This is a genomic window from Haloferax sp. S2CR25 (assembly GCF_031624535.1).
Taxonomy (GTDB): domain Archaea; phylum Halobacteriota; class Halobacteria; order Halobacteriales; family Haloferacaceae; genus Haloferax; species Haloferax massiliensis.
Map to the genome: position 1 here is coordinate 845,717 of NZ_JAMQOO010000001.1, position 18,141 is coordinate 863,857.

Consider the following 18,141-nt stretch of genomic DNA (forward strand, 5'->3'; position numbering starts at 1 on the left):
TATAGTTTCATTAGTCGCCGATGCGACCGCTCACATGAAACTTCCGAGGCCGGTCTGTTCCTGCCCGCTTTTCACCTCGTCCCACGACATGCCGAGCGCCTCGATGACGCGGGAGATGGGCCCTTCGAGCGTCTTGGTGAGCATCGTCTCCCAGTCGACTTCGAACTCTTCCGGAATCTGGTCTGCGTACTCGAAGCAGATGACGTCGGGGTCGCGCTTGAACTCGCGGTAGCGGTCGTCGACCTGCGGGTCGAACCCGCCGGACTCCATCTCGCGGAACCACGACGGGTGGACCTTCTTGAGGTAGACCCGCTTCGGCTTCGACCCGCGGCCGAAGTTCGTGCCGAGGAAGGCGTTCGCGTACTGCGCCCCGCGGACGTGCGCGGTTGGCGTCTCGTACGCCGAGAGGCGCTTGCCGATGCCGCCGGGGATGCCGACCTGTTCGAGCGGCAGGTTCCCCGACTCGAAGTCGGTGATGATGTCGTGGAGGTAGTCCTTGATGACCTCGGTGTCCTCGCCGTGGACGATCATGTCGATGACGTTCTTCTGGACCTCCTTGGTTATCTGCGCGATGTCCGAGCGCTTGTACTCGAAGCCCGTGATATCGATGTCGTCGACGTCCTTGCCCTCCTTCCAGACGATGTGACCGGCGTAGCGCTTCTTTTTCCCCGCCTGGAAGAACCGCCGGTAGAGCTTCTCGAACTCGATTTGGAAGCGGTGGTCGTCCGCGCCCAGTTCGTCGCGCGCGAAGTCGTCGTAGGCGGCGTTGATGTGCTCCTCGATGTCGAACGACTGCTCGATGGCCTCCTGTTTCGACACGTCGGGGCCGAGTTCGAGCATGACGCTGTCGGTGTTGTGAAGGACAATACCTCCAACACCGTCGACGAAGTTTTCGTTTTCTTCGACGCTCAGGTCGTACACATAGCCGTCGTGGTCGACTTCGGTCAGCACGGGGTCTCGGCCTTTCCGGTAGGTGCCACACGTCCGAATAGTGTACGAGTCTTTGCTGTTGCGATACTTGAGCGAGTGTTTTTGCCCCCGTTGCGTGAGCAACATCGAGAGACCGGCAGCAAGTTCTCGGCTCGTCGTCTCGAAGTCGAAGTTCCGCTGTGCGTACGCTTCGGTGTATCGTGGGAATTCGCGGGACCCGTCGCCTTCGACGAGCAACGTCAGGAACAGGTCTTGCTTCTCCTCAGGAAGGTGGAAGACGAATGAAGGAATCCGTTTACCACGCGACGTCTGCCCTGCGAACTCGCGGAAGAACACAGCAGCGAGTTCGTTCATCATCTGCAGTTTCAGCGTCTCGTCATTGTACGTGACCGACGCACCGCCTGTGTCCGTTTGATACTCGGCGGTTCGCTCCGCTCGTCGGTCGCTCGTAATGATACCGGCGGTCGTGTTCTCGAACAGTCGAGAGTAATCTCGCTGGAGTTGGGCTAGCCACTCACGGTCGGATTCAGCGATACTTGCCCCGAATTTCGACGTCGCCGTCTCGCCAGTGGATGCGCTTCCTTCAGGGACGTACGCACCGAGGAGCCGAATGAGTGCTGCACCATCTTCACTGTCGATATCGACGAATCGTTTGACTTTGACGGTCGAGTCGACGTCTCGGTGGTGCTCGTGGCCGAACCAGACATACTCGTCGTCCGCGTGGATTTGTTTCCGCTTCGTTATCGAATTATCGCTCCCGACGCTCCGTCCGTCCTCGTACTCGCGTTCGTACCCACGAAGGACCTCGTAGACGTCGACCCGCTCGACAGGCTCGACGTCGGGCACCCCGGAGACGCGATACGGCTCCGCCACGTCGTCCGGAGAGACAGTTGTGAGGCCGTCTTCACCGGGGACGACGTACGAGTGGTCTCTCGTCGTCGTCGACTCACCGAACTTGTGTTGGAGGTTCACCACCGGTTTGTCCGTTTTATGGCGAATCGCCTGCGCAATCGGTTGCCACTCCGCCTCTCCATCTTCGTTCACAGAGAGGGCGTCCCACCCGTCGAGCGCTCGGCGAGTCTTCCCGGGAGTGGCACTTGCGACGACGTCCCCGTCGGCAGCGATGAGCACCTCAGATTCAGTCGTTCCGCGGGCAAACAAGTCCTCGATAGGAAGGATTCGAACAGTCCCACCGGGGTCTCTGGCGACGACCGGGCGATCTCCCGTCACGCTGTCGCCGTAGGCCACGTCGTAGCCGATTTGGTTCGCGGCCTGCTCCGTGAACTCGATGACCTTCCGGCCGGTCGCCGTCACCGCCGCGCCCATCTCCTTGTCGTAGAGGCGGAAGCGGTCCCAGCCCAGCACGCCGTACAGCGAGTTCATGATGACCTTCACCGCGGCCTGCTGGCGGTCGAACTGCTCGTACTCCGACGAGCCGGGGTCGTGGGAGTTCCGCAGCGACTTCTTGTCCTCCCGCTCGGTGAGGAGTTCGTCGACCATCTCCCGAATCATGCCGTCCGGTTCCTGCTGGAAATGCGTCCCGTTGGGCGCTCGGAACATCTCCCCGTCGTAGCTCTCGGGGTCGACCTTCGTCTCCGGCGACGCGTTGATGGTCACCATGCACATCGGGTACAGCGACTTCAGGTCGAGCACCGTGACGTTCTCCTTGACGCCGGTGATGGGGTCGAAGACGGCTCCGCCCTCGTAGTCCTCCGACTCCTGTTTGCCCTTCGAGGGGAGCGCGAACTCGCCGTGGACCTTGTGGAGCACGTAGATGTCGACGGTGTCGCCGGGCGTCGGCGCGTCTTCGAGCTTACAGCCGACGAACGTCCGCACCTCGTCCCAGAAGGCGATGATGTCCTGTTTCCGGTCGATTTCGACGCACAGCTCCACGTCGCGGAGGTTGTATTCGAGCAGGCGCTCGGGGTCTTCCTCCCAGAGGTCGCCGATGTCGCCCGAGTAGCGCTCCTTGCCCGCGTCGAGTTCGAGTTCGCCGACCGCGTCGAGGCGGTAGGATTCGAGTTCGGTGAACTGGGTGCGCTTGTAGGCGTACAGCAGGTCGAAGACGACGCGGCCCTTGATGTCCGGGCCGCCCCAGCCGCCGCGCCAGACCTCGCCGAGCCGCGACATGCGGTTGTAGTCGAGGTTCAGGTCGGTCGTCGGGTCGACCTCCTCCAACCGGTCGAGGAAGTACGGCGCGTCGAAGTCCTCGAAGTTCCACCCGGTGAGGATGTCCGGGTCGGTCTCCTCGATGTAGGTAAGGAAGGCGTCGAGCATCTCGGCCTCCTCGTCGAACGTCCTGACCTCCACGTCCGCGTCCTCCCCGAGAAAGTCGTAGTTCGGCAACGAATCGGGGCGCTTGCCGAGGCCGTCTTCGGCGACGGCGTGCCAGACGACGTACTCGTCGCGGTAGGAGTCGTGGCTGGTCAGACAGATAATCGGCTCTTCTCCCTCCTCGGGGAAGCCGTTCCGGTCGTTGACCTCGATGTCGAAGGTGTTCACCCGGAGGTTCGCGTCGACGTCCGCGGGCGCGACTTCCTGGTGGGGAATCTGAATCGTCCCGTCTTCGAGGCGGCGCTCCGGGACGCGGACGCCGCTTTTGATGTCCTTGTCGATGAGCAGGCGGTTCGGGAAGAGGATGTCCGCCTCGTAGTGGTCGAACTCGTCGCGAATCTGGCCGACGTCGCGGGGGGTGCGACCGAATATCTTCGTCAGTTCCTCGCCGCGAATACTCTCGAAACCGTCCTCGGTACCGGTGATTACGTCTTTGTCGAGGGCGTCGTCGTCGAGGCTGTCCGTGGGCGCGTAGAAGTACGGCCGGAACCCGAGCACGCGGACGTGTTCGGTCTCGTCGTCCGCCGTCCGACCGAAGATGTGAATCACCGGGTACTCGTCCCGGCCCGCGCCCTCGATGGTGTAGTCGACCTGCGTGACGGCCAGTTCGACCGTCCCGTCCGGGTCGGGAAACCGCACCTCGTCCGTGTCGACGACGTCGGAGACGTGCTGGCCGGCGTCGCCGGCGACGATGGCGGCCTCCTCGTCAGGCCGCGCGTCGCCCGCGCCGTCGGCGTCGTTCCCCCCGAAGTCGGTCAGACCCGTCTGCGTCATGCCAGTCGCTTCGGCGGCGCGGCTAAAAACCCCGGCGTTTCCGCGAACCGCACCGAGAATCACGGAAAGACATTTACCCATGTATGACATTCCTTGTCACACGATATGACCGACCACGCAACTCCGGAGCGGTGGGATGGCACGATCGACGGCGACGGACCGGCTGGTCCGACGGGAGCCGAGACGGTCGAATCCTACGATATCGACGGTGGCGTGGTGTTCTACGACGCGGAGAACCCACTCGCGTGGGTCGAGGCCACGCGCTCGATGCGCCTCGACGACTGCGCCTGACCCGGCCGAAACGGACACTTTTTCTCGGCACGGCGTCTCGACGCGAGCGTGACGGACGACGAGCGACGCGAGGGGACGCCCCCCACCGACGCGGCCGACGGTGACGACGACGCGGAGCGTCCGTCGGAGGACACGGCCTCGACGTTCGACCCGAAAAAACGGCGGGGCGACCGCAGGGCCCACTGGGCCGACCCGGAATCTCGCTGGGGCGATCCAGAACGGGACCTCCCGACGATACCCCGCGTCCGCATCCCCGGCGAAGACGCCAGCACTGGCGACGGCTTCGACGACGCACCGGAGTTCTCGGCCGACGTGAACCCCGCCGTCGCACGCCTGTTCTGGGCGAGCGTCGTGCTCGCGAACGTGGGCCTCGCGGGCATCACTATCGGCCCGATGCTCGTCTACTTCCGCGGCGAAACGCTCCTCGGCGGCGGCATCTTTCTGTTCGGCGCGGTCGCGCTCGTCCGCGTCTACTCCATCTACCGGGAGTTCAAGCGGGGGACGTGGAAGGACGACGAGAGCGACGGGGACGAAAGCGACGAAGACCCGAGCGACGACGGAACGAACGACGACGGAACGAACGACGACGGACTCGCCGAGGGAGAAGACGAGGCACGCGAACCCGCCGGAGACGCCGCCGAGCGCAATCGCTAACAGTCGTCGCGCCCTTCGCCGACACATATGCGAACCGTCCGCGGACCTGACGGACGGACGTACCTCCTCGTCAAGCAGTCGAGCGACGCCAGTCGCGTCCGCGACCCGGAGACCGGCGAGTCCCCGCTCGAAACCGCCGCGCGCGCCGTCCCCGAATCGGTCCGGCGAATCCTCGTCGCGGTCCCGACCGAGCGCGGCCTCGGCCTGCTCGTCGACCTCGTCGACCGCGGGCCGCTCCCCGTGGTCGACCTCCTCGGGGCCTACGACCTCTGCGAGAGCGACCTCCACGGCCTCCTGACCGAGTTCCGGGTCGCCGGCCTCGTCGCCGAGACCACGGTCTACGGGGAGCGCGGCTACGAGGCGACCGACGCCGCGAGAGAGGGTGTCGAACTGCTGCGGGCGAACGGCGGCCGCGAGTAGGCTAGCGCGGCGGAATCGAACGGCTCAGTCGTCCCCGAGGGCGCTCGCCGAGAGCGTCGGCGCGTCGGTCCGCTCGACCGTCGAGCGGTTCGTCGTCGGGTTCTTCTCTACCCGGACGAGGTCGTCGGCCGCGCCGACCAGTTCGTCGTCGTGGCTGACGATGAGAATCTGCTTGACGCCGCGGCTCTGCATGTCCTCGACGAGGTCGACCAACCGCGAGACGTGGCCGTCGTCGAGGAAGACCGTCGGCTCGTCGAGGATGAGCGGCGGAAGCGGGGCCGCGCCGTCGATTCCCTCGGCGAGGAGCCGGTAGATTGCACAGCGGAGGCTGAGGTTGAACAGGGCGCGCTCGCCGCCCGAGAGCTGTTCGGGTTCGAGCGTGGTGCCGTCTTTCTGGAACACCGTCAGCCCGTACTCGCCGTCGAGTCGGATGCGCGAGTAGGCGTCGTTGGCGTAGACGAGGTCGAACGTCTCGTTGAGCATCCGTTCGAGCACCTCGACGTTGCGCTGGCGAAGCTCCGCCCGGAGGTCGCCGTAGGTCGATTCGAGCGTCGAGACCTCCTCGTGGACCGATTCGAGGGCGTCTACGCGCTCGGCGAGGTGGTCGCGGCGCTCCCGGAGGGCGTCCAACTGTTCGAGTTCGGCCTCGACGCCGCCGACCCGGCTCTGGAGTTCGTCGCGGTCGTCGCGCAACTCCGGCAACACCTCGTCTTCGACCCGTTCGAGGTACTCCGCGGCGTTCTTTTTGCGCTGTTTCGCCCCCTCGACGGCCTCCTCGTCGACCGTCTCGCGGAGTTCGTCGCGGCGCTCGCGGCGCTCTCGGAGGTGTTCGCGGCGCTCGCGGTTCACCTCGGCGAGCGTCTCGCGCTTCTCGCGGAGTCGGTCCCGCGCGTCGGTTTTCTCGGCCCGCGCGTCGACCAGCGATTCGACGCGGTCGAGGCGGTCGCGCCGCTCGTCGAGCGCGTCGAGGTCTGATTCGAGCGAGTCGACCGTCTCCGCGACCTCCTCGGCCCGCTCGGCCTGCGTCGTCGCCGCCTCTCGTTTCTCCTCGGACTCGGCTTCGAGTTCCGCGGCCGCCTCGCGTTTCTCCTCGGCGGCCTCGCGGCGGCTCTCGACCGTCTCCTCGCGGTCCGCGATGCGTTCCTCCACGAGGTCGAGTTTGTCGCGCTGGGAACTCGCGCGGGTCTCGACTTCGACCAGCGCCTCGGCCGCTTCGACGGCCGCCGAGCGCGACTCGACCGCCGATTCGAGCGATTCGCGGTCGCCCTCCAGCGACTCGACCGCGGCCTCGCGCTCGCTGATGGCGTCGACGTGGGGCGACCCCTCGACCGGCTGTCCGCACTCGGGGCACTTGCCCGCGTCGCGGAGGTGCTCGGCCTCGGCGAGCCGCTCGCGCGCGTTCTTCAGTTCGGTCTCCGTCTCCGCGAGCGACTCGCGGGCCTCGGAGCGCGCCTCGCGTCGTTCTTCGAGGAGGTCCGCGGCCTCGCCGAGTTCGACGGGGGCGTCTTCGAACCGCGCTTCGGCGTCGTCGAGCGCCGACCGAAGCTCGGCGCGCGTCTCGCGGAACGATTCGAGTTCCCGCTCGGCCTCGGCGGCGGTCTCCGCGTCGGCCTCGGCGGCCTCGCGTTTCTCCGCGGCGCGCGATTCGAGGTCGTCGGCGCGCTCCGCGAGCCGCTCGGCCTGCGTCTCGAACGCCTGCGCCCGCGTCCGCGCATCCGAGAGGTCGTCGCGAAGCTCCGCCTCGCGCTCCGAAAGCGCCTCTCGCGCGTCGGCTATCGCCCCGTCGCTCGCGTCGTCGAGGTCGGCCCGAGCGAGGGCGTCGTCGATGTCCGATTCGAGGTCGTCGGCGGCGGCGTCGAGGTCGCGGATTCGCTCCGAGAGGTCGTCGCGCTTCGTCTCGTCCGCGGAGATTTTCGCGGTCAGGTCCTCGATGGCCGACTCGATTTCGTCCAGTCGCTCCCGCTTTTCGGCGTGTTCGTCGAGCGTCGCCTCGGCGGCGTCGAGCGCCGACTTCGCCTTGTCGCGCTGGGCCTCGTAGTTCGAAATCTCCTCGTCGAGGGAGTCGAGTTCGGATTCGAGCGCGTTGAGCGTCGCGTGGAGGTCCGCGTCCTCCTTGGCTTCGATTTGCGACTCGACGTCTTCGAGGATGCTCCGCTTTTTCGTCAGCACGTCCTCGACCCCGAGCCGGGCGTTGCCGGCGCGCTCGCGGTAGGCTTCGAGCTTCCCGAGCTGGAGGAGGTCGTCTATCATGTCCTGCCGCTGGCTCGGCGTCGCGTTGATGAGCTTGTTGACCTCGCCTTGCTGGACGTACGCGCAGTTCACGAACGCCTCGGCGTCCATCCGCAGGAGCGACGCGACGTGCCGGCGAACGTCGCGCGCACCCTCGACGGTCCCACCGGGGCCGTCGAGGACGCACTTCGCGGTGGTCGCGCGGTCGCCGGAGACGCGAATCCGGCGGTCGATGCGGTACTCGCCGCCGTCGTGGACGAATTCGAGCGCGATTTCGGCGTCGTCCGCGCCCGTCGTCACCACGTCTTCGAGCGTCCCCGCGAGCGCCTTCGAGCCGTAGAGCGCGAAGAAACACGCTTCGAGGAGCGACGACTTGCCGCTGCCGTTGACGCCGTGGATGACCGTGACGCCGTCTCGGAGGTCGAGTTCGGCGTCCTCGTAGGGCTTGAAGTTCCGGATGGCGATGTGGGTGAACCTCACGCGAAATCACCCAGCGAGCTGTCGCGGCTCGCCACCGGGTCCGCGGCGGACTCCGAATCGGGTTCGGCGGTCGTTTCCGAGTCGGTGTCGGTCGTCGCGTCGGCGTCAGCCAGTTCCGAGTCGGTGTCGGTCGTCGCCTCCGGCTCGGGTTCGGTCTCAGCCGCGTCTTCGGCGGCTTCAACGTCTTCAGCGACCGCCGTATCCGCCGAGTCCCCGCTCTCGCCTTCGCCCTCGCTCTCGGCGGCGACGAAGGCGTCGGGGTCCTCCGAGAGGAGCGATTCGACGCGCTCGCGCACCTCGTCGCGGACGTTCGAGTCGGCGACCTTGCTCGCGCGGACCGTCTCGTCCACGTCGAGGGCGGCGCTCGACAGCCCCATCTCGCGGACCCGCTCGCGCACCGCGTCGTCGGGGTCGGCGAACGTCACGTCCGCCGCCAGTTCGGCGTCGTCGTCGATGTCGCGTTTGTCGTTGACGCGGGCGACGAGCGCGCCCTCCTCGACGGCGAACGATTCGACCGCCGCGGGCGTGACGGCGTCGCCCTCGCCCCGCAGTTCGACGATGACGACCGCGTCTTCGACGTCGAACTCGCGGACGCGCTGGCGGACGCGCTCGATGCCCTCGTCGCCGGCGAGGTCGACCTCGACGAACGCGAACGGGCGCGTTTCGAGGGTCCGCCGGCGGATGTCGACCGCGTCGGGCGTGAACTCGACGAGGTTGTACCCGCGGGGGTCGCGCTCGCTCGCGCTCGCGCGCTCGGTGGACCCGCAGTAGGTCACCCACGTCCCGTCGAGGTCGGCCGTGTCGGGGACGTGGTTGTCGCCGAGGAGGACCGCGTCGAAGTCGACGTTCGACTCGTCGAGGACGGTTTCCGTCTCCCAGTCGGCGTGCGCGAAGGGCGTAAAGAGGCCGTGGGCGACGAGCACCGCGCGGCCGGCGTCGGCGGGTTCGAACCGGTAGTCGAGTTCGTCTCGGCGGGAGCGCGGCACGTGGTCGAGGCCGTAGAACGCAACGTCGCCGACGACGTGGGGGTCGCGCCCCAGTCTCGTCGCCAGTCCGAGGCGCTCGAAGAGGTCGAGCCACTGGCCCCCGCGGGTCGACTCGTGGTTGCCGACGATGGCGAGGAAGGGAATCCCGGCGTCGTCGAGGCGACGGAGCGCGGCGAGCGTCCCGAGGAGGTCGGGGAGTTCGGGACGGCGGTCGTGGTAGAGGTCGCCCGCGTGGACGACGGCGTCCACGTCCCCGTCGAGCGCGTCCGCGACGACCCGCTCGAAGGCGTCGAGGAAGTCCTGTCGGCGCTCCGGCGAGTGGTACTGCTGATACCCGATGTGGGTGTCGCCGGTGTGTATCACCCGTGTCATCTATCACTCGGTTCGACACCGCCGCTGAAAACGGTTGTGCGACCGGAGCGGAAGTGGTCGGGGTCCCGCGGTCGTCCCTCAGCGGCACGGGAGTCCCGATTCGACCCGTCGGCCGCGTCGGCGAGCGCGACGTGGAGCCGGTCGAGGTCGGCGAGGAGCGCCCGCCCGGAACGCGCGCAGTCGTGGTTCCCGCGTCGGGCGGCCTCGCCGACCGCTCGGCGGAGCGTCAGTTCGCCGCCGTCGGAGAGAAAGCGGGCGGCGGAAGAAAGCGATTGGAAGGCGTCACGCGCGTCGGCGACGACCTCGGCGGGCGGACGGGCGCCGGGCCGGTCGTCGATATCGGCGTCGGCGTCGGCGAGCGCGGAGAGCGCGCGGCCGACGTCGTCGGGAGCGGGCGAAGACATGCGACGACGTGGCCGCGCGTTCGGACTTAAATGTTGAGCGTGTAGAGCCGCTTGCGCGCGTCGGAAAAGGAAAACCGGGAGTCGACCGCGCCCTCGTCTTCCAGCCGGGAGAGCGCGTAGCGGACGGTGCGCGGTGGTAGAAGCGATTCCTCGGCGATCTGACTCTGGGTGAGCGTGTCCTCGTAGTCGAGAATCTTCGCCACCAACTTCGCGCTCGGGGGCATGTCCCGAACCGACGCCCAGCGGTCGTCTGCGTCGGGTTCGGACTCGCGTTCGGCTGCTTCCGTAGTGCTCATCGTACGAGACACCAAGCGATGCTATTAGATAATATTTGCTATCCAGAATTATTACCGCTAGGAATTTATGTGACGCACGTCAGACTCGTCATCCGGGCGGGAGACGCGCCCTAGGCGGCGAATCCCTCACACACCCGAAGCCTCTTATGAACCTGCACCCTATGCCGGATGATGACCGATACTGTGGACGACGTCGACCTTCCCTACGATAAGGACTCGGCGTCGCAGCAGGAGAAGATCACCGCCCTTCAAGAGCGGCTCGAAGTTCTCGAAACGCAGAACGAGGAGATGCGCGACAAGCTCCTCGACACGAACGCCGAGAACAACAAGTATCAACAGAAGCTTGAGCGACTCACCCACGAGAACAAGAAGCTCAAGCAGTCGCCGCTCTTCGTTGCGACGGTTCAGGAAATCACCGACGAGGGGGTCATCATCAAGCAGCACGGTAACAACCAAGAGGCCCTCACCGAAGTGACAGACGAGATGCGCGAGGAGCTCGAACCCGACGCGCGCGTCGCCGTGAACAACTCTCTCTCCATCGTCAAGCGGCTCGACAAGGAGACGGACGTCCGGGCGCGCGTGATGCAGGTCGAACACAGCCCCGACGTGACCTACGAGGACATCGGCGGACTCGAAGAGCAGATGCAGGAGGTCCGCGAGACGGTCGAGATGCCGCTCGACCGCCCCGAGATGTTCGAGAAGGTGGGCATCGACCCGCCGTCCGGCGTGCTCCTGTACGGCCCGCCGGGCACCGGGAAGACGATGCTCGCCAAGGCCGTCGCCAACCAGACGAACGCCTCGTTCATCAAGATGGCCGGCTCCGAACTGGTGCACAAGTTCATCGGCGAGGGCGCGAAGCTCGTCCGCGACCTGTTCGAGGTCGCCCGCGAGAACGAGCCCGCCGTCATCTTCATCGACGAGATCGACGCCATCGCCTCGAAGCGCACGGACTCGAAGACCTCCGGCGACGCCGAGGTCCAGCGCACGATGATGCAACTCCTCGCCGAGATGGACGGCTTCGACGAGCGCGGCAACATCCGCATCATCGCGGCGACCAACCGCTTCGACATGCTCGACCCCGCGATTCTCCGCCCCGGTCGGTTCGACCGCCTCATCGAGGTGCCCAAGCCGAACGAGGACGGCCGCGAGATAATCTTCCAGATTCACACCCGGAAGATGAACGTCTCCGACGACGTGGACTTCGTCGAACTCGCCGAGATGGCCGACAACGCCTCCGGTGCCGACATCAAGGCCGTCTGTACGGAAGCCGGCATGTTCGCCATCCGCGACGACCGCACGGAGATATACATGCAGGACTTCCTCGACGCCTGGGAGAAGATTCAGCAGGAATCCTCGGACGAGGCGGAAGTCTCGCGCGCGTTCGCGTAACCGACGCGCGAGCCACGTTTCGTTCCGCCCGAGTTCGGGTTTCGACTCCGTTCGGATTCACTTTTCGCGCGACGCCGACCGCCGAGTGGCTACGCGGCGAACGCGAAGTACGGGAGGACGAACAGCGCGAGGAACATCGCAGTGAGGATGAGACCGTAGCCGCCGAGCGTCGCGGCCGCGGTCAGCCACGATTCGCGTCGGCCGGGGAGTTCGAGCGCGGACATACCCGGTCGGTCGCGGTCGTGAATCATAAATCGTCGGTATTTCGGCACCGGCGACCGGCCCAACCCGAACGACTGAAACCGACCGGGTCGAACCCACGGGTATGGGCACGCCACTCGAAAGCCGCGAGGCGCAGGCCGAGGAGGTCCTCGACCGACTGTACGAGGAGTACCCCGACACCACCATCTCGCTTTCCTACTCGAACCGCCTCGAACTGCTCATCGCCGTCATGCTCTCGGCGCAGTGTACCGACGAGCGCGTCAACAAGGTCACCGCGGAGCTGTTCGAGAAGTACGACGACGCGGCGGACTACGCCGCCGCCGACCAAGAAGAGCTGGCCGACGACATCAGCTCCATCACCTACTACAACAACAAGGCGAAGTACATCCGCTCCGCGTGCGCGGACATCATCGAAAAGCACGACGGCGAGGTCCCGGACACCATGTCCGCGCTGACCGACCTCGCCGGCGTCGGCCGGAAGACCGCGAACGTCGTCCTCCAGCACGGCCACGACATCGTCGAGGGAATCGTCGTCGACACCCACGTCCAGCGGCTCTCGCGCCGCCTCGGGCTGACCGAAGAGGAGTACCCCGAGCGAATCGAGGAGGACCTGATGCCGGTCGTCCCCGAGCGCGACTGGCAGCAGTTCACCCACCTGTTCATCAGCCACGGGCGAGCCGTCTGCGACGCGCGCAACCCCGACTGCGACGCGTGCGTGCTCGAAGGCATCTGTCCCTCCTCGAAGCGCGACCACGACGTCGACCTCGCCAGCGGCGAGGCGTGGTGAGCGCTCAGCCCAACACGTAGCCGCTCAGGTAGCGGTAGATGCCGAGCAGCCACGCGAGAATCCAGAAGATGACGTAACCGAAGACGCCGACGCGGAGGCGGCCGCGCCACGCCCCCATGTTCTCGTGGAGGTCGTCGAGCGACACGTCCGGGTCCGGGTCGCGGTAGAGGTCGGCCTCCCACTTGGCCTGGAAGATACGGACGATTCCCGTGAGCGCGAAGACGAGCATCGCGTACGCTTGTAGGCCGAGAATCGCGTGGAGGGCGCTGAGCCCGTTGAGCTGCTGAAAGAGCCGCGGGAGCATCCACGCGACGACCGGAACCGTGTTCAACACGAGCCCGGGGAAGATGATTTTGAGGTGGTAGACGAGCACGTCCCACGAGACCGTCTCGGCGTCGATCATTATCCACGCGCCGTAGATGTAAAACGGAAAGCTGGCCGTGACGGTGATCGCGGCGAGCGTGGCGAGGGTCGTCTCGTCTGCCATCGCACGGCGTTCGGACCCGGTCGGCCTAAAGGGACCGATGCGCGGCGCTCCGTTCGAGCGCTAGACCACTCGGCGAACTCCGAGCGCCGGGGCCGACGCCCCGGGTTCGAGTTTCGACCCACGTCTTTCGAGCGCCGGACCAACTGGACGCCACGTTTCGGAGCGTCGCACGGCGAGCCACACGCGACGAGGCGCTGTTCGGGGTCGGAACACGTTTACCGGCGTGGACCCTACTCCGGGGCGATGTCAGACTCGTCTTCCGCCCCGGCCGACGACGGCACGTCGCCGGACGCGGACGCCGACGCCGCGATGTCCGACGCGGAGCTCGCGGCCCTCCGCGAGGAGGTCGAAGCCAAGTACGACTTCGAGAACTTCGGCCCGGCCGACATGGCGAAGATGACCCCCGAGGAGTGGGACGCCGCGTTCGACCCCGACTCGTGGATTGTCGGCGAGGAGCTGCTCGACCGCGTCGAACAGGAGCTCCGCTACCGCGTCGCGATTCGCGAGGTGTTCGCCGTCCTCGAACGCGTGACCGAAGACGGCGAACCGCGGATTCTCGCGTACTCCGACGAGGGCTACGCCGTCGTCTACCCCGACGGGAGCGTCGAGGGCGAGGGGACCGTCCTCCGCGACGTGAAACCGACCGTCGCGCTCTGCTCGATGGAGGACTTCGAGGTGAACGACGCGCCGGAGACCGTCAGGCTCCCCGAACCCGACGAGGTCGCACAGGGGACCGGCGACTTCGGGAATCGGATGCTCCAAATCGTCGCGTTCGGCCAGGTAATCGGCGGACTCGCACTCATCGCGTCGTGGCCGTGGCTTCCAAGCCCGAAGACAATCGCCGCGCCGATTGCTGGCTTCGGCTTCCTACTCGTCGGCATCTTCCTCTTCGTCGTCGTCGCAAACGCTCGCTTGTCCGACCGCTTCCGCGCCGAGGAGTACCGGGACAGGCTCCGCGTCATAGGCCTCGAAGGCGACTCGCGGCCCGAGTTCGTGCCCGCGTTCGACGGGGACGAAACCGCCTCGCCCTTGGTCGAGGGTCCCGAGAGAGACGCCCTCAGTTCTGAGGGCTGAGGCCGACGCGAACCCGCCTCGCAAACACCCTCCGTGACGGCATAGTCGGTGGGTTTAAGCGCATCCCATCCTGACGAACGACCGTATGAAAAGGCGGGAGTTTCTCCGAACGGCTGGCGGTGCGACAGCCGCCGCGACCGCTGCCGCCGGGACCGCTGCTGCGCAGGAAGGCGGCGGTGGAGCGCAGGTTCAACCCGACTTCGATGGCCACCTCGACGGCGTCGACGGAGGCTACGAAGACCTCCGCGGCCAAAGCGAGGTCACCATCGAAGTCGGCGCGTCCGGCAACGGCGGGAACCTTGCGTTCGCACCGGCTGGCATCTGGATCGACACCGGTACGACCGTGACGTGGGAGTGGACCGGCGAGGGCGGCGGCCACAACGTCGTCGCGAGCGAGGGCGCGTCGCTCGACTCCGGCGCGGCCGTCTCCGAGGCCGGAAGTACCTACGAGTTCACCTTCGAGAGCGGTGGTATCACGAAGTACCACTGCGTGCCCCACGAGGCGCTCGGCATGCTCGGCGCGGTCGCCGTCGGCGACGACGTGGCGACTGTGAGCACCGGCGGTGGCGGCCGGAAGGAACTATACGAACTCGGCGTCCCGATTCAGGCACACTGGGTCGGCTCGGCGACGATTCTCGGCATCATCGTCACCATCATCTACACGTTCTTCATCTTGAAGTACGGCGAGTCCCCAAATACGGGTAACACCGGAGGTGGCGAGTAATGTCTTCGACCGGCAGCACGTACGGCGACATCCACCGGTACGAACCGGCGCGAGAGAGCACCGCGGCGGCCATCGCTATCGTCCTCCTGACGATTATCGAGGTCGTGTTCGTGTTCCTCTTTACCTACGGCTTCGTCTCCGGTTGGGGACTGACGGACACGGGGAACATGTTCCTCGGCGGCATCCTCGCCGTCGTCTTCGTGGACCTCGCGTTCATCCTCGCGCTGTACCGCAAGGAGTTCCTCCCCGACGTGATGATCGTCAAAAAGCGGCGTCGCAAGTGGGAAGACCTCTACGTCCGCGAGGAGGACGTCGACGGTGTCGCCCTCAGCAGCGACGACGCGTGGGAACAGGTCAAGCGCGCGGTGTACCCCTACTACAAGCGATAAACAATGAGTCTCGAACGCAAAGACGACTACGACCACAAGGCCTGGATGAAAAAGAAGGACCTCACCCCGGTCGAGGCCACCTTCCTCACCACGCTCATCTGGCTGGATAAGCGACTCCGCATCGTCGATTATCTGGAACTTCTGGAGACGCTCTACTACCGAGTCAACCTCCAGATGCCGAAGAGCCACACCGAGCAGTACAACCTCGACAACAAGTTCTGGTACTGGTATCCGCTGTACACGCTCGGGTTGTTCTCGACGCTCGCGTACGTCGTCGCGGCGATTAGCGGGGCCCTTCTCGGGTTCTACTACTCGCCCGCGACGACCGGCGACCCGACCACGGCCTACAACAGTATCGAGTTCATCATGCGCGACCTGCAGTTCGGCTTCATGCTCCGCTCCGTCCACCGCTGGTCGGCGCAGGTCATGGTCGCGGCCGTGTTCCTACACATGCTCCGTGTCTACTTCACGGGGTCGTACAAGGAACCCCGCGAGCTGAACTGGCTCCTCGGCATCGTCCTGATCAGCCTGACGATGGTGTTCGGGTACACCGGATACCTCCTGCCGTGGGACCAGCTCGCGTTCTGGGCCGGTCAGATCGGCGTCGAGATGGCGCTGTCGGTTCCGCTCGCCGGCGAGTGGGTCGCACAGCTCCTGTTCGGCGGCTTCTCGCTGGGCCAGTCGACGCTACAGCGCATGTACATCATTCACGTGTTCCTGCTCCCGTTCGTCGTGACGACGCTCATCGCGATTCACATCGGTATCGTGTGGGTGCAGGGCATCGCGGAGCCGCACTGAGGTGACAACTATGAGCGACAACGAACCCGAAAACGAGGAGATTCGATCCGACGGCGCGGGCATCGTGGCCCCGGACGACGAGACGCCGACGTGGAGCGAGCGCAAGGCTCGCAAGACCGGCCTCTCTCGGCTTACCTACGAGTACTTCGAGCGCGCACGCCGCGAAGACCAGGACCTCCGCACGGAGTCCGACTACGTCGAACGCGACGTGCTCGCGTTCCCCACGTGGCCCCACGAGACCGTCCGCAACCTCTCTATCGCGTCGTTCTTCGTCGGGATGATCCTGTTCCTCTCGGCGACGATGCCGCCGCACATCGGGGCCCCGGCGAACCCGTCGAGCACGCCGGCGGTCATCCTGCCCGACTGGTATCTCTACTGGTCGTTCGGCCTGCTCAAACTCGGCCCCCTCAACCCCGAGATCGCCATTCTGGGCGATCAGATGCTGATGGCCGACCGCACGTACGGCGTGCTGGCGAACGTCGTCGTCGTGGGCTTCATCGCCATCGTGCCCTTCCTGAACAAGGGCTCGGCCCGACGCCCCGTCGAGCAGCCGTTCTGGTCGGCGGTCGGCGTCTTCGGCGTGGTGTTCGCGCTGACCATCTCGCTTCTGGCCATCAAGAACCTCATGCCCATGAACGTCGACCTGCTGTTCGACCTGACGTTCCTGCTTCCGTTCGTCTTCGGGACCATCACCTACGCGGTGCTGAAGACGATGCGCGAGGGGTACATGTACAACCTCAACCGCCGCTACTACCGGCTTCGTCCGCCGAAATAGAGCGGAACCACTACCACCTGTCCCCTCTTAGCGCCACCAATGACAGACAGCGACGCGACCGACCGACTCCACGAGAGCGACGAGACGCGGCGCGGCCGCCGCGATATCGTCGTTCCCATGCGGCTCTACAAGACGATCACCGTCTTTTCGACGCTCATCGCGGTCGTCAGCGTGGTCCTCGGATTCGTCTTCCTCGACGCCGCGACGCTCCAAGTGAGCGCCCTCCGCGCGGTTGTCGCCGCCGCGCTCGGCGCGCTCGGCATCGGCGTCGCCGACGGCCTCCTCAGCACGGCGCTCGCGGTCGTCGGGCTGAGCGTCATCGCGTTCGGCGCGGTCGTCTACACGCTCGGGACCCGATTCCGCGCCCGAGGAATGGGAAAGTCTCAAGAGGACTCCGGCGAAGACTCGAACAATGGCTGACGAATTCATCAAGGGACTGGGTATCCTGACCGGGTCCGGACTCGCGTGGTTGGTGCTCGCGTCGTGGTACCGGACGAGCAGTTTCGAGAGCAGCAAACAGCTCATCGAGCCGCTGTCGTCCGGCGCGACCGAGGGACTGTTCAACATCATCGGCGTCACGCTGATGGACGTGTTCCTCTGGTTCGCGCTCCTCGGCGCGCTCACCTTCTGGGTGCTCATCCCCGCGGGCCACCAGATCATGTCCGCGCTCGAAGAGCGCCGCAACGCGCAGTAAGCCGGCCGAGGCGCAGTCAGTTCTCCTCTCATCTCGATTCGAGTCGCGGAAGAACCCCCTCACGATAGCGGTCGCGCTCCGGTCGACCTACCGCGTCGGATTGGAAAAACTCTAATGAGTCTCGCCCCGACGGTCCTGTATGCACCCACTACAGTTCCTCGTCCCGCTCGATCAGTTGACGGCGGTCGAGCCGATCGTCCCGCACCTGGCGCTCGCGCTCGTGCTCGCTAACTTCGCGACGCGCTTTCTCGCCCACCGGTCGCACGTCCGGCAGGCCGAGGAGGGTGGCGAGGAGGCCGTCTCTCGGTACCTCCCGCACTCGATCACGTCGGGCGCGGTCGTGTTGGCCTCGTTCCTCTATCTGCTCGTCGAACCGCACGGCGGCATGGTGCTGACCGTGCTGGTCGTCGGGATGTTCGTCACCGACTTCTTCGAGTTCGAAGCGCGCAAAGTCGAGGCTCGGACGGACAAGCCGCTCGAACGCCCGAACGGCTCGCTCGTCGCCGCCACGCTCGTGCTGTTGTACGCCGCGTTCCAGAGCCTCTTTTTCGTCGTCTCGGACTACTGGAATCTCATCGTCTAAGCACGCGACGCAGTCTTCTCCGCGTCGCCGCGCTCGCATCGCTCACGAG

20 protein-coding genes are annotated in these 18,141 nt (G+C 65.9%); 13 read left to right on the top strand and 7 right to left on the bottom strand.

Translation table 11 applies throughout. From position 1 onward, the window contains the following. Nucleotides 1-30: 30 nt before the first annotated feature. On the bottom strand, nucleotides 31-4,038 hold the full coding sequence (locus NDI65_RS04440; RefSeq protein ID WP_310893426.1) for a DNA polymerase domain-containing protein: 4,008 nt from the start codon (nucleotides 4,036-4,038) through the stop codon (nucleotides 31-33). Nucleotides 4,039-4,143: 105 nt separating this feature from the next. Here NDI65_RS04440 and NDI65_RS04445 point away from each other — a divergent pair, with 105 nt between their 5' ends. From NDI65_RS04445 to NDI65_RS04455, 3 genes are read left to right on the top strand one after another with little or no spacing between them, the layout of a single operon-like run. Beyond that, nucleotides 4,144-4,329, top strand: coding sequence for a hypothetical protein (locus tag NDI65_RS04445; protein ID WP_089778833.1), 186 nt, complete (start codon nucleotides 4,144-4,146; stop codon nucleotides 4,327-4,329). 48 nt (nucleotides 4,330-4,377) lie between these two features. Further along, nucleotides 4,378-4,983 (top strand): hypothetical protein, encoded by a 606-nt coding sequence (locus NDI65_RS04450; protein ID WP_089778835.1) that lies wholly within the window; start codon nucleotides 4,378-4,380, stop codon nucleotides 4,981-4,983. A gap of 27 nt (nucleotides 4,984-5,010) precedes the next feature. Continuing rightward, nucleotides 5,011-5,403, top strand: coding sequence for a hypothetical protein (locus tag NDI65_RS04455; RefSeq protein WP_089778837.1), 393 nt, complete (start codon nucleotides 5,011-5,013; stop codon nucleotides 5,401-5,403). A 24-nt stretch (nucleotides 5,404-5,427) separates the two neighbouring features. Here the strand turns inward: NDI65_RS04455 and rad50 are convergent, their stop codons facing one another. From rad50 to NDI65_RS04475, 4 genes are read right to left on the bottom strand one after another with little or no spacing between them, the layout of a single operon-like run. Further along, nucleotides 5,428-8,112: a DNA double-strand break repair ATPase Rad50 gene (rad50, locus tag NDI65_RS04460; protein ID WP_310893427.1), complete on the bottom strand. Its 2,685-nt coding sequence runs from the start codon at nucleotides 8,110-8,112 to the stop codon at nucleotides 5,428-5,430. Then, nucleotides 8,109-9,470: a DNA double-strand break repair protein Mre11 gene (mre11, locus tag NDI65_RS04465; protein ID WP_089778842.1), complete on the bottom strand. Its 1,362-nt coding sequence runs from the start codon at nucleotides 9,468-9,470 to the stop codon at nucleotides 8,109-8,111. Before mre11 ends, rad50 begins: the two co-directional genes overlap by 4 nt. Continuing rightward, nucleotides 9,467-9,874 carry a hypothetical protein gene (locus NDI65_RS04470; protein ID WP_167344125.1) on the bottom strand — a complete coding sequence of 136 codons (408 nt, stop codon included), beginning with the start codon at nucleotides 9,872-9,874 and terminating at the stop codon, nucleotides 9,467-9,469. Before NDI65_RS04470 ends, mre11 begins: the two co-directional genes overlap by 4 nt. A gap of 26 nt (nucleotides 9,875-9,900) precedes the next feature. Beyond that, complete coding sequence (locus tag NDI65_RS04475; protein WP_089778846.1) at nucleotides 9,901-10,170, bottom strand: helix-turn-helix domain-containing protein; 270 nt, start codon at nucleotides 10,168-10,170, stop codon at nucleotides 9,901-9,903. A gap of 171 nt (nucleotides 10,171-10,341) precedes the next feature. Between NDI65_RS04475 and NDI65_RS04480 the strand changes: the two genes are divergently transcribed. Further along, on the top strand, nucleotides 10,342-11,559 hold the full coding sequence (locus NDI65_RS04480) for a proteasome-activating nucleotidase (protein WP_089779916.1): 1,218 nt from the start codon (nucleotides 10,342-10,344) through the stop codon (nucleotides 11,557-11,559). Nucleotides 11,560-11,648: 89 nt separating this feature from the next. Here NDI65_RS04480 and NDI65_RS04485 read toward each other — a convergent pair whose 3' ends face one another. Beyond that, nucleotides 11,649-11,783, bottom strand: a complete 135-nt coding sequence (locus tag NDI65_RS04485) for a hypothetical protein (RefSeq protein ID WP_256364947.1) — start codon at nucleotides 11,781-11,783, stop codon at nucleotides 11,649-11,651. Nucleotides 11,784-11,884: 101 nt separating this feature from the next. Between NDI65_RS04485 and nth the strand changes: the two genes are divergently transcribed. Next, on the top strand, nucleotides 11,885-12,568 hold the full coding sequence (gene nth / locus NDI65_RS04490) for an endonuclease III (protein ID WP_089778848.1): 684 nt from the start codon (nucleotides 11,885-11,887) through the stop codon (nucleotides 12,566-12,568). A gap of 4 nt (nucleotides 12,569-12,572) precedes the next feature. Here nth and NDI65_RS04495 read toward each other — a convergent pair whose 3' ends face one another. Beyond that, complete coding sequence (locus NDI65_RS04495) at nucleotides 12,573-13,055, bottom strand: hypothetical protein (protein WP_089778850.1); 483 nt, start codon at nucleotides 13,053-13,055, stop codon at nucleotides 12,573-12,575. A 243-nt stretch (nucleotides 13,056-13,298) separates the two neighbouring features. Here NDI65_RS04495 and NDI65_RS04500 point away from each other — a divergent pair, with 243 nt between their 5' ends. The 8 genes from NDI65_RS04500 (at nucleotide 13,299) to NDI65_RS04535 (ending at nucleotide 18,092) form a co-directional block, all read left to right on the top strand. Next, entirely contained in the window at nucleotides 13,299-14,129 is an 831-nt protein-coding gene (locus NDI65_RS04500; protein WP_089778852.1) for a hypothetical protein, read from the top strand. A gap of 85 nt (nucleotides 14,130-14,214) precedes the next feature. Next, nucleotides 14,215-14,853 carry a halocyanin domain-containing protein gene (locus NDI65_RS04505; protein WP_310893428.1) on the top strand — a complete coding sequence of 213 codons (639 nt, stop codon included), beginning with the start codon at nucleotides 14,215-14,217 and terminating at the stop codon, nucleotides 14,851-14,853. Beyond that, nucleotides 14,853-15,242, top strand: a complete 390-nt coding sequence (locus NDI65_RS04510; protein WP_089778856.1) for a hypothetical protein — start codon at nucleotides 14,853-14,855, stop codon at nucleotides 15,240-15,242. The genes NDI65_RS04505 and NDI65_RS04510 overlap by 1 nt, the downstream gene beginning before the upstream one ends. Nucleotides 15,243-15,245: 3 nt before the next feature. Next, the gene (locus tag NDI65_RS04515; protein WP_089778858.1) at nucleotides 15,246-16,040 is read left to right on the top strand and encodes a cytochrome bc complex cytochrome b subunit; all 795 of its coding nucleotides are present in this window, start codon (nucleotides 15,246-15,248) and stop codon (nucleotides 16,038-16,040) included. 10 nt (nucleotides 16,041-16,050) lie between these two features. Then, complete coding sequence (locus NDI65_RS04520) at nucleotides 16,051-16,815, top strand: cytochrome bc complex cytochrome b subunit (RefSeq protein ID WP_089778860.1); 765 nt, start codon at nucleotides 16,051-16,053, stop codon at nucleotides 16,813-16,815. Between the two features lie 39 nt (nucleotides 16,816-16,854). Beyond that, complete coding sequence (locus tag NDI65_RS04525) at nucleotides 16,855-17,235, top strand: hypothetical protein (RefSeq protein ID WP_089778862.1); 381 nt, start codon at nucleotides 16,855-16,857, stop codon at nucleotides 17,233-17,235. Continuing rightward, on the top strand, nucleotides 17,228-17,509 hold the full coding sequence (locus tag NDI65_RS04530) for a hypothetical protein (protein WP_004971174.1): 282 nt from the start codon (nucleotides 17,228-17,230) through the stop codon (nucleotides 17,507-17,509). The genes NDI65_RS04525 and NDI65_RS04530 overlap by 8 nt, the downstream gene beginning before the upstream one ends. A 139-nt stretch (nucleotides 17,510-17,648) precedes the next feature. After that, nucleotides 17,649-18,092: a hypothetical protein gene (locus tag NDI65_RS04535; RefSeq protein ID WP_089778864.1), complete on the top strand. Its 444-nt coding sequence runs from the start codon at nucleotides 17,649-17,651 to the stop codon at nucleotides 18,090-18,092. The last annotated feature ends 49 nt before the right edge of the window (nucleotides 18,093-18,141 follow it).

Excerpts from the sequence above, each read along its gene's own strand:
- NDI65_RS04480 (WP_089779916.1), top strand. The coding sequence starts at position 10,342 with ATGACCGATACTGTGGACGACGTCGACCTTCCCTACGATAAGGACTCG.
- NDI65_RS04500 (WP_089778852.1), top strand. The coding sequence starts at position 13,299 with ATGTCAGACTCGTCTTCCGCCCCGGCCGACGACGGCACGTCGCCGGAC.
- NDI65_RS04520 (WP_089778860.1), top strand. The coding sequence starts at position 16,051 with ATGAGCGACAACGAACCCGAAAACGAGGAGATTCGATCCGACGGCGCG.
- NDI65_RS04475 (WP_089778846.1), bottom strand. The coding sequence starts at position 10,170 with ATGAGCACTACGGAAGCAGCCGAACGCGAGTCCGAACCCGACGCAGAC.
- NDI65_RS04530 (WP_004971174.1), top strand. The coding sequence starts at position 17,228 with ATGGCTGACGAATTCATCAAGGGACTGGGTATCCTGACCGGGTCCGGA.
- NDI65_RS04485 (WP_256364947.1), bottom strand. The coding sequence starts at position 11,783 with ATGTCCGCGCTCGAACTCCCCGGCCGACGCGAATCGTGGCTGACCGCG.
- NDI65_RS04445 (WP_089778833.1), top strand. The coding sequence starts at position 4,144 with ATGACCGACCACGCAACTCCGGAGCGGTGGGATGGCACGATCGACGGC.
- NDI65_RS04455 (WP_089778837.1), top strand. The coding sequence starts at position 5,011 with ATGCGAACCGTCCGCGGACCTGACGGACGGACGTACCTCCTCGTCAAG.
- NDI65_RS04505 (WP_310893428.1), top strand. The coding sequence starts at position 14,215 with ATGAAAAGGCGGGAGTTTCTCCGAACGGCTGGCGGTGCGACAGCCGCC.
- mre11 (WP_089778842.1), bottom strand. The coding sequence starts at position 9,470 with ATGACACGGGTGATACACACCGGCGACACCCACATCGGGTATCAGCAG.
- NDI65_RS04510 (WP_089778856.1), top strand. The coding sequence starts at position 14,853 with ATGTCTTCGACCGGCAGCACGTACGGCGACATCCACCGGTACGAACCG.
- NDI65_RS04525 (WP_089778862.1), top strand. The coding sequence starts at position 16,855 with ATGACAGACAGCGACGCGACCGACCGACTCCACGAGAGCGACGAGACG.
- nth (WP_089778848.1), top strand. The coding sequence starts at position 11,885 with ATGGGCACGCCACTCGAAAGCCGCGAGGCGCAGGCCGAGGAGGTCCTC.
- NDI65_RS04470 (WP_167344125.1), bottom strand. The coding sequence starts at position 9,874 with ATGTCTTCGCCCGCTCCCGACGACGTCGGCCGCGCGCTCTCCGCGCTC.
- NDI65_RS04535 (WP_089778864.1), top strand. The coding sequence starts at position 17,649 with ATGCACCCACTACAGTTCCTCGTCCCGCTCGATCAGTTGACGGCGGTC.
- NDI65_RS04495 (WP_089778850.1), bottom strand. The coding sequence starts at position 13,055 with ATGGCAGACGAGACGACCCTCGCCACGCTCGCCGCGATCACCGTCACG.
- NDI65_RS04515 (WP_089778858.1), top strand. The coding sequence starts at position 15,246 with ATGAGTCTCGAACGCAAAGACGACTACGACCACAAGGCCTGGATGAAA.
- NDI65_RS04440 (WP_310893426.1), bottom strand. The coding sequence starts at position 4,038 with ATGACGCAGACGGGTCTGACCGACTTCGGGGGGAACGACGCCGACGGC.